We start from the raw sequence: 11,601 nt of genomic DNA, 5'->3' as shown, positions 1-11,601 counted from the left end.
TGTGGATGTAGAGAAAATGAAGATCATTCATATGATACAAGGCTATTCACAATCGTATGTTGTATATAGCTCTGTAGAATTAGGCATATTTAACACATTATTTACAGAAAGTATGACAAATCAGCAACTTGCTAAAAGGTTAAAGCTCTCTGATCCATTATTAGAACGTTTGATGAAGGTTCTTAGGGCAATGGATTTCGTGAATAAAGAGAAGGACAGGTATTATTTAACTTCTCTTGGTAAGAAGCTATCACGCTATAGTGAGCAATCAATGGAATCTATGATTTTATTTAACGGAAGGATATGTATGAAGGCATGGGTTTTTTTTCTTGAAGGGATAAAAAGCAATAAATCGCCTATTGAACTGATGGAGGATGAAGCTTTTTTTGAGATAAATGCAGGGAGTGATCATAGATTAAGTACATTTAACCAAATGATGCGGCACTCAAGTACCCAGCTAGATTTAGCAATACTATTCCAAACAAGAAATAGAGCTGAGGTTAAACAAATTATTGATATAGGAGGTGGTGCAGGAGATGTAATCGTACAACTTTTAGAGGGTTTCCCTTTAGCAAAGGGAATTATCCTTGACAAGGGTTATATAAAAGAAGAAGCAGAACGAACGATTCATAGACATGGTTTAGAAGAGCGATGTCAGTTTGTAGAAGGAGATTTCTTTTTACCGCTTGAACATCAATCAGATATTTATATATTATCGAGAATTCTTCATGATTGGGATGATTATAAAGTTAGCTTAATACTAAAAAACATTGCAGAGGCTATGACGGATACAAATGTATTGTTTATTGTAGAAAAATTGTTGCCTGAAAGAGTAACTAAGCAAACGCTTCCAGCTTTTTTAGGAGATATGCATATTTGGGCTATGTGTAATGGCAAGGAAAGAACTGAAAAGCAGTATGAGGAGCTCCTCCGCCAACACGATTTATATATTGTCAGAAAGCATTTACTAGATGAGGATGTCATATTGGAGGTTAGAAAAGATGGACAACGTACAGACAGTAGATATAGTTACGAAATTTGTGGAGCATTATGAAAAAGCTGGTTACCTTGAACAGTTATCCTTAGCAGATGCATTAAAAAATTGGGCTGATATGTATAAAGGCAAAGTTGCGCTAGTAGATCAAACTGGAACGGTAACATATGAGAAATTGTATCGTTCTGCAAATTTCTTAGCGCAGGGCTTATTAGCTAAAGGCATTAAAAAGGGAGACAATGTACTCGTACAATTACCAAATACTATGTATTTTATAAAGGCATGCTTTGCATTATTTATTATAGGCGCGAGACCTATTTTGTTATTGCCGACGCATCGAGAAAAAGATATCGCGAATGTAGCTAATTTAACGGAACCAGTAGCCATGATTATTCCATCATCATTTCTTGGCTACGATTATAAATTAATGGCTATGAGCGTAGCAAAGGAACAGCCAAGTATTGTTTCGATTATTACAGATGAACCAAATGATGTATTTATTTCTTTACAAGAAATTGAGGCTGAGTCGTTTACACAAAATAGCGACTTGATGAAACATCAATCTTCTTATAAAGATATTGCTCTATTTTTGCTTTCAGGTGGCACGACAGGTACACCTAAAGTTATTCCCAGATTGCACACGGCGTACTTATATAACGCAAAAGCTGCTGCAGATCATTGTCAAGTGACGCAAGAAAGTACGTATCTTGCTGTGTTATCAATTGCACATGATTATCCACTATGCTCACCAGGGGTAATAGGCACTTTCAGCAAAGGTGGTAAAGTTGTACTTAGTTCAACTAGCACATTTGATGAGGTTCTTGGCTGGATAGAAAGAGAGCGTGTCACGTTTACGTCAATTGTGCCTGTTATTGCAAATTTATGGGTAGAATCTTTAGCTTTAGAAGAACATGCTGATTTATCTTCAATAGAATATATTCTATTGGGCGCAGCTAAGTTAGACAAAAAATTGGCTCTTCAATTGATGACACAATTCCAGTGCCAGTTAATACAAGGGTATGGGCTTGGTGAAGGAATTACATGCTTTACTTCACCAAATGATGACATTGATACGATTATATCATGTCAAGGTCAACCAATTTCTCAAGGAGATAAATTTAAAATCGTTGATGAGGATGGACATGAGGTTCCTCAAGGCCAAGCAGGGGAATTAATTCAAAAAGGACCTTATACATTCCTAGGCTACTATAAATCGCCTGATATGAATAAGAAAAGCTTTACAGCAGATGGTTATTTTAAGACAGGGGATAAGGCAAGAGTAACAAGTAAAGGAAATATTCAGATTCTTGGAAGAGTGAAGGAACAAATTAATCGCGCTGGGGAAAATGTTATACCTAGTGAGGTAGAGAGCTATATTCGTGAACATACTGAAATCATAGATGTTTCCGTTGCTGGTGTTTCTGATGCGGAATTAGGTGAGCGGATATGCGCATTTGTTGTTAAAAAGAACAAGGAACTAACCTTGACTGAGCTGTGTAAATTTTTGACGAAAGTTGGTGTAGCTCATTATAAACTTCCTGACCAATTAATTTATGTAGATGCTATACCTTATATTAATGTAGGTAAGTCTGACAAGAAAAAATTAATTGCACAATATATAGAGTAGGAGGAATTTCAATGAAGCAGGCAGTGGGCTTACTAAAATGGCAAACATTTAAAGATACAGTATGTAGTATGTTGAATCATGGCGGAGAAATAGCAGAGGATGAAAATTTGTTACATATGGGATTATCATCCATTCAAATAATGAAATTAATCAACTTAAGTAAAAAACTAGGCTATCGTTTGACCTTTGAGCAATTGGTGAAAAACCCTTACTTAAAGGAGTGGCAACCATTATTTATGAACGAAGCATTCATACAAGAACAGATGGCATGTAGGGTTGAAATAGAGGATGTAGACATGTATCAGCCTTTCCCATTAACAGAAGTTCAGCATGCTTATTGGATAGGACGATATGATGGCCAGTACCTGGGCAATTTAGGCTGTCATGGATATTTAGAGGTTAATGTTCAACATATAGATACTGAAAGACTCGCTTCTGCTTGGAAGAAGCTGCAAGAGCACCACCCTATGCTGAGATCTATTTTTACCGCAGATGGAAAACAGTATATTTTAAAAAAATCACAGGTAAGGCCTTTAATTATTCATGATTATCGAACAGCAAATAATCATCAAATTCAAGAGCATTTAGAAGAGATGCGACATCAAACCTCTCATAGGTTATTAAAAATTGAAGAAGGCCAAGTCGCAGAATTACAAATTACTTTATTGCCAGACAATAAGGGTCGCTTATTTTTCGATATTGATCTTTTAGTGGCAGATGTTCAAAGCTATCAAATACTATTAAGAGATTTAGTGGCGATATATAATCGAAATGTGCAGCCTCAAGCACCTCTTGGATGGAATTTTGCTACATATTTGGTAGAAAAAGATGAAGAGCAAAAAAATGAAAGAAACGAGGCAAAGGCTTATTGGACAAAAAGATTGGCAACCTTGCCAACTAAGCCTTTATTGCCTGTTGCCAATAAGTCAGAAATAAGGCCTCTATTTAATCGACGTTCTTTCTTTTTAAGTGCAGAGTTATGGAAAAAACTACAGCATCTTTCTTCTAAATCAGGTGTTACACCAGCGATGGTATTGCTAACCATCTATAGTCTTGTTCTAAATAAATGGAGTGAAAATGATCATTTTTTAATCAATATTCCGTTATTTAATCGACAATCATCTGATAAATTTAATATTGAAGAAGTAGTAGCAGATTTTACAACACTGCTTTTATTAGAGGTAGATTTAAAGGAGCCAAGACCATTTTTACAGGATATACAAGCAATTCAGGCGCAATTTCATCAAGATATGCAATATACATCCTATTCAGGTATTGATGTTCAACGAGATTTTATTCGTCAGCATGGCAGTGAACAACAAATTGCACCAGTTGTTTTTTCTTGTAATATAGGTACACCTTTATTGAATGAAGAGTTTACCGAAGTGTTTGGTGATATTCACTATATGATTTCTCAAACACCACAAGTTTGGCTAGATTTTCAAGTATTTGAACAAGACAATGGTTTATTACTAATTTGGGATAGTTTAGATGATATTTTTAAGCCTCATATATTGGATGATATGTTTGCAAGCTTTAAACAAACCGTTGAATATATATGCCATACCGAGGATTGGTCAAGTCCTTTACTTGTTCCTCTAACAGATCAACTAAATGTAAGAAACAATGTGCTAACACAATTAGAAATTGAGCCTACTTGTTTACATGCTCCGTTCTTTGAACATGCTCAAAGATCTCCTAATGATGTAGCATTGATTTTTCCTGCAGCTAACATGTCATGTACATATGGCTTATTACAGGAAAAAGCCCTTAGTATTGCACAATACTTGAAAAATAATGGTATTAAAAAAGGGGATGCAGTAGGAATACTAATGGAACGAGGCATCCAGCAAATTGCTACAATCTTAGGCATTTTAGCGGCGGGGGCAGTATATGTCCCAATTAGTCTAAAGCAGCCATTGTCACGAAGAAGCAAAATTTATCAGGCAGCCGATATATGTGTTGTTGTAACGGATCAGCCACAATTGGAGAATGGCAGTGGTATTTCCTTTTTATCTGTTACTGATGCCGAACAATGTCGTCAAAGTGTTGAAATTTCATATGATCCAGCTTCAACTGCATATATCATTTTCACCTCAGGTTCAACGGGTGTACCAAAAGGTGTAGAAATGACCCATGAAGCTGCATGGAACACGATTTATGCTGTGAATCAATTACAGCAAATTGACGCTTCAGATAGCGTGTTGGCCGTGTCAGCAACTGAATTTGATTTATCTATCTATGATATGTTTGGCTTACTAGCTGTAGGCGGTAAACTCATTTTACTTAATGAACATGAGGTTCGAACTGCTGATAAGTGGGTCAAGTACGTGGAGGAATTTAATATTACAGTATGGAATTCCGCCCCTATTTTATTTGAGATGTTATGCGCTGAATTAGAACATGAAGGAAAGATTCTTTCATCCGTTAGGTATGTTTATCTTTCTGGGGATTGGATTAAGCCGGATTTAGTCAAGCAAATGCAGATCAAAACACCTAATAGCACCCTTATCGCGATGGGCGGAGCTACTGAAGGTGGTATTTGGTCCAATTATTATCAAATAACAAATGATGAAGCGTGTGAGCTGTCTAGCATACCGTACGGATACCCGTTACCAAATCAAGCATATCGAGTAGTAAATGAAAGAGGAGAAGACTGTCCAAATCAAGTAGCTGGTGAATTATGGATTGGTGGTAAAAGTATTGCAGTAGGCTATAAAGGGAATGAGCAACAAACCAAAAGCCAGTTTGTTTATATAGATGGTGAAAAATGGTATAAAACAGGAGATTTTGGTAAGTATTCAGAAGATGGCATTTTAGAATTTTTAGGTCGTAAAGATGAACAAATTAAAGTCAATGGACATCGCATTGAGCTAGGTGAAATCGAAAGAAGCTTAAAGGGAAATAAGGGTATTAAAGATGCAGTTGTCTTAGCAAATCAACAGAAAAATGCGAATACTCTTCATGCGTTTATTACGGCTGATAGTTTTGGTGATATTTTTGATATTCATTCAACCTCATCTGACATACCAAAGCTTATACAAAATGTAATGGAAGTTATTTCTGAAAGCTTTAGTGTCGATGCTCGAAGCTGTTCAAAAACCATACAGCACTTTCGTACAGAGATCGAACAATTAACTTGCTATGGTATAACGTTCATCCTACAACAAGCTGGTTTCCCTATGAAACAAGGAGATGTTTATCATTTACAACAAATACTGGAAGAAAATAATATAGATGCTAGGTATTATGCACTTTTCCATCAATGGTTTGGATTCCTGCATCAGCTTCAGCTAGTAACTACAGCAGATATGGTAATCTATGAAAATACATGTGACCTGTCTGATTGCAAGATGCCATTATTAGAAAATTATCCAAGAATAAAACAATTTGGCACTGCTTTTATAGAGAGTGGGCAAGCCATTATTCAGGGAGAAGTGGCGCCAGCAACTCTATTATTTACAGAAGACACATTAACACCAATGGAAGTAATTTCTGAGGAGCCAGGTGCTAAGGAAAGTAATCAAGTGCTGGCAACTATTATTCACATGCTAAGTAGTGCCAAAAATAAATGGAAGCGTCCCCTGCAAATTTTAGAATTAGGTGCAAGAGGTAGCTCGCTTACAAAAGCAATTGTGAAGCAACTAACAGGGATTAACTATCGCTATACAATTACAGATACCTCCATGTATTTTAAAAACAAGTTTGAAAAAATACTATCAGACACTATTGAATATAAAACTTTAGATATCGACATAGACCCTATTTTGCAGGGATATCAACGTAATCATTATGACATCATTATTGCCAACAATGCATTGCATAGAGTGAAAAACTTACCAAAAGCTATGCGATTGATGGAACAATTATTAGATGCAGATGGGCTGATGGTTGTTACAGAAAATACACAAAATAATAGTTTACAGTTAATTACGACAGGTTTTGAAGAACAAGGCTTTACACAATTTGAAGATAATCGAAAAGATGTTTGTCAGCCGCTATTATCGGATGAGCAATGGCTAGATGTTTTCAGTGAATCAGGTTATGCGAATGTGAAAGTAATTAACCATCCGCAACTATATGCGCATCATATTTTTCTGGCACAACCATCACCAGTAAAGATTCAACTAAATCAAAAACAATTAGAGAGCTACTTAAGAGAGCAATTGCCTGATTATATGATTCCTAAAAATGTAACAATGTTACTTGAAATGCCTGTTACAAATAACGGGAAATTGGATCGTAAGTTATTAAGAACAAGCATCAATACAGGTGTTCATGAGCAGATGGAGCCTACACGTTCAATGAATGCTTTAGAACAAAAAATCGCAAATATTTGGCAAGATGTTTTAGACAAATCGCCTATTTCACTAGAAGATAATTTTTACCAACTTGGTGGAGATTCATTAATTGCGACACAGCTTAATAGTCAATTACAAAAAAAATTAAATATACCAATTTCATTGGAAACAATTTTTAAATATCCTATATTTGGTGATTTTGCGAATTATGTATCTGAACATTTGCAGATTGTAGAAACAAGTAATGCGGATAGTAAATTGACTTCATTTGCCGCTATCCAATGTGATACAGACCATTTATATGATCCATTCCCATTGACGGATATTCAGCAGTCATATTGGCTAGGAAGAAGCGGTGTGTATGATTTAAGTGATGTTTCTGCTCATTGTTATTTTGAGCTTGAGTGTGACGAATTGGATATGGCGACAGTTACAGCTGCGTGGAATCAATTAATTCAACGTCATGATATTATGAGGGCTGTTGTATTAGACAATGGACTTTCTCAAAAGATTATAAAGGAAGTACCCTATTATCAAATTAAGATCAATGTTTACAAATATCAAGATCAAGTAGCTTTTGAAAAAGGGGTGTTATCTACAAGAAACAAGATGTCACAACGCCAATTTGATGTCAGTAAATGGCCCTTGTTTGCCATTGAAGCAAGCTTAAGTCATGATCAAAAAAACCGATTACATGTCAGTTTTGATAATACGGTATTTGATGGTTATAGCATTTTTCTATTATTTGATGAATGGTACAAGCTATATAATGCGCCAGCTCTAACCCTACCAATGATTAATATTAGCTTTAGAGATTATGCGATTGCGCTCGCTGATTTAAAAAAATCTTCTCAGTATAAAAAAGATATGGACTACTGGGAGGCACGCATTCAAAAGTTGCCACCTGCACCTGAATTGCCGATAGAAAAGCAGCCACATGACATTGCTGAACAAAAGTTTACTCGATATCAAGCTATGTTATCGAAGGACAAATGGACAGCCATAAAGCAAATGGCATATCAACTTAAATTGACGCCTTCAAATGTTATTATGACTGCCTATGCAGAAGTTTTAGGACGCTATAGTAGACATCAACATTTTACATTAAACTTAACACATTTTAATCGATTGCCCTTACATGAAGATGTAGATAAATTAGTTGGTGACTTTACATCATTAGTATTGGTTGAAATAGATCATCGCCATGAAAGCAATTTTATTATGCGATGTCAAGATACGCAAAGACAATTATTACAGGACCTTGAACATACATTGGTGAGTGGTGTAGAGGTAGAAAGAATGTTGAGGAAAGAAAAGAACACGCAGTTTAATGATATTGTCATGCCTATTGTTTTTACAAGTGGTATTGGTGTAAATAAGGATCACTTGGAGGATATATCATATTTAGGGAAAATTGTTTATGGAGCCTCTCAAACACCTCAAGTTTGGTTAGATCACCAAGTATTTGAACAAGATGGTGAACTTATCCTATCGTGGGATGGTATTGAAGCATTATTCCCTACAGGTCTGTTGAACGAAATGTTTCATGCCTATATTCAATTATTAGATAAACTTAGTCAAGGTATTGAGGCGTGGCAGCAATCATCTTTCTTAATTGTTTTACCAGATGCTAAACAGAGAGAAGTGATTCATCAAGCAGCTATTATCCCGTTATCAGAAGAAACATTGGTTAGTTTGATAGAAAAACAATGTATAGAGAATAGGAAGAATACAGCTATTATTGCTCCTTCAGCTACCATTTCCTATGAGGAATTGGATACACTGTCTAAAAATATAGCTTATTCAGTAAGCCCAGGACAAGCACAGGTCATTGTCGTGTTAATCGAGAAAGATTGGCAGCAAATCGTTGCAGCGCTAGGTATTATGAGAGCAGGGATAGCCTACTTGCCAGTAGATATAGATACACCAATAGAACGATTACATCAAATCATTCAGCAAGCACAGGTCGATAGTCTAATGACAACCCAGTCTTTGGCTAGTCGTTATAGTAATTTAAGAATGAATATATATATTGTGGAAGAGCTTATTGCGACTAATAAAGATAAGCCATCGATATTTAGAGATGTAAAACCAGATGATTTAGCCTATATTATTTTCACTTCAGGTTCCACAGGTAAACCTAAAGGTGTTGAAATCACCCATCGCAGTGTTGTGAATACAATTTTAGATATTAATAAACGTTTTGACGTAACAGATTCTGATAGAAGTATTGCCTTATCGAATTTTACCTTTGACTTATCCATTTATGATATCTTTGGCCTGTTATCTGTCGGAGGAGCAGTTGTTATACCAGAAATTCAGAGGTTGAAGGACCCCGAACATTGGTTAGATATGTTGCATAAACATCACATTACGATATGGAATACTGTGCCAACCTTTATGGAGATGTTAGTTGATTACCATAAAACAGCTCGTACGATTGCTGAAAGAGGTCATGATTTAAAAGCAGTGCTATTAAGTGGTGATTGGATTCCATTAACTCTACCAGAAAAAATAAAGAATATTTTTGAAGGGGCAAATGTAATTAGTTTAGGTGGTGCAACAGAATGTTCTATTTGGTCTAACTACTATATTATCAATACAGTACAAGAGAGCTGGAAGAGCATTCCTTATGGCAAATCACTATCACATCAACAATTGTATGTATTAAATAAAAACTATGAAGATTGCCCTGTCTGGGTGAAAGGGGACTTATATATTGGTGGTATTGGTTTATCCGTAGGGTATTGTCACGATCCTGAAAGAACCAAAGCACACTATATCCACCATCCAATAACAGGTGAACGTATCTATAAAACAGGGGATCTAGCTAGATTTCTTCCTGATGGCAATATTGAGTTTTTAGGCCGTGAAGATCAGCAAGTTAAAATCAATGGTCATCGAGTAGAATTAGGTGATATTGAAGCGAATTTATGTAAATTCCCTATCATACAACAGGCGGTTGTCACGATGCAAGAGCAAAAGCTCATTGGCCATCTGAAGCTTTATGAACATATTCAGCATGAGCTTATTCAAACGATTGCAACAGATACAAACCTAGTGAAAAGCATCGAGATGATTAAAAAGGAACTAGCGCATTCAACCGCAAATTTGCGAATAAATCAGCTTGCAGATTATACACAGTCGATTGAATGGCTTAGTGTCGGTACGATGTTTTTAGATTTATATGCTTTAACTATTTTTAAAGCAGAAGGGCAAGTATTTATAAAAGAGGATATTATGAGGTCCGTTGCAAATGTGTACGCATCTCTGATGGAGCATTGGCTAGATTATCTTGTTCACTATGGTTTTGTGGAAAAGAGGGCTTCTAGTTATATTGTCAACTTCAGTGAGAATGGTGCTTTAAACTATATAAATCATCAGTTAAATGACTTTAATCTTGATGAAATGAAGCAAACACTTCAACAATTGAGAGAACAACTTATAACATCTCGATCTGCCCGTCTTGCTATTTTAAAAGGAGAGCAATCAGCAAAAGCTTATTTATTGGATTCACAGGGGTTTTTAACGCCAGAACAATTAGGACAGTATAATTTATGGAGTCGGCATACCGAAAAATTAGTTGAGCATATGCTAGCAACATTAGCTAAATCTGATACAAATCAGGCTTTGAATGTCTTAGAACTTGGCACAAGAACAGGACATGGCACGGATAATTTCGCCAAGGTATTTAAGAATGCTGGACAGTACACCTATTGTGACGAATCAAGCGACTTTATAAATTGGAAAAAGGCATCAACGACACAAGAACATATAAAGTTTAAACAATTTGATGTCAATATCCCACCAGATAATCAACAATATGCGCTGCATGATTATGATATTATCATTGCCGAAAATACATTGCATAGAAGTCATCATTTGAATAACACCATGGCTTATTTAAAACGTCTATTAAAGCCTGGCGGTCTTATTATCCTAACTGAAAATGTAAAGAATAATGCCCTTTTATTAATTACTGTAGCATTTTTTGAAGAAGGCTATCATCAGCTTAGAGATTTTAGATGTACAGAAAAATTGCCTTTACTCAATCGAGAAGCCTGGCAAAGCTTAATGAAGGATGAGGGCTATACATGTTTATTGGAGTGGCCGCAAAGTGACTCGAAATGGTTAGGGGAACACATTATGATAGCAGGAGGACCAGCACAAATCAAATCACTATCTGTTGAGCAGTTTGCAGAAGAGGTGAAAAATACTATTCCTAAGTATATGTGTCCAGATCATTATTTCGTTCATGAAAGATTTCCAATAACGGCTAATGGCAAGCTTGACCGTAAGCAACTAGCACAATATCAGACTTTCCACCAGCCTGATATCGTTGAGCAAGGAAGACTAGCAGTTACATTAGAGGAGCAGGCTATTGTGAAGGTTTGGAATGAAATATTGGAGACAGAATATAGAAGTATAAAAGATAATTTCTTTGAACAGGGTGGCGATTCTTTAAAAGCAATCCGCTTTATTAATAAACTCGATGAACAAGGCTATGTTTTAACATTAGAAAAATTATTTTTACACCCTACCATTGAAGGGCTAGCTCTGAATCTCGAAGAAAAGAAGGACGAACAAGATAAAGAAGAGGCACAAGTGACAGGCTCACTTTAGTAAAAAGAAAAGGGAGCTGCGAGCATAATTATTCTATTCAGTTTAGGCAAACAATG

At 35.9% G+C, this 11,601-nt stretch carries 3 protein-coding genes; all 3 read left to right on the top strand.

Going from position 1 to position 11,601, the window contains the following annotated elements; genetic code table 11:
• Position 1: 1 nt before the first annotated feature.
• Genes ADM90_RS18390 through ADM90_RS18380 form a run of 3 tightly spaced genes read left to right on the top strand, consistent with a single transcriptional unit; the run spans position 2 to position 11,545 of the window.
• Positions 2-1,054, top strand: a complete 1,053-nt coding sequence (locus ADM90_RS18390) for a methyltransferase (protein ID WP_053996366.1) — start codon at positions 2-4, stop codon at positions 1,052-1,054.
• Positions 1,002-2,621 carry a (2,3-dihydroxybenzoyl)adenylate synthase gene (locus ADM90_RS18385; protein WP_053996365.1) on the top strand — a complete coding sequence of 540 codons (1,620 nt, stop codon included), beginning with the start codon at positions 1,002-1,004 and terminating at the stop codon, positions 2,619-2,621. Before ADM90_RS18390 ends, ADM90_RS18385 begins: the two co-directional genes overlap by 53 nt.
• An 11-nt stretch (positions 2,622-2,632) precedes the next feature.
• The gene (locus tag ADM90_RS18380) at positions 2,633-11,545 is read left to right on the top strand and encodes a non-ribosomal peptide synthetase (protein WP_053996364.1); all 8,913 of its coding nucleotides are present in this window, start codon (positions 2,633-2,635) and stop codon (positions 11,543-11,545) included.
• Positions 11,546-11,601: the final 56 nt, after the last annotated feature.

Source organism: Lysinibacillus macroides, from assembly GCF_001281525.1.
Lineage (GTDB): Bacteria > Bacillota > Bacilli > Bacillales_A > Planococcaceae > Lysinibacillus > Lysinibacillus macroides.
The sequence above is the reverse complement of the archived record's forward strand: the minus strand, read 5'-3'. Positions and strand labels throughout refer to the sequence as shown.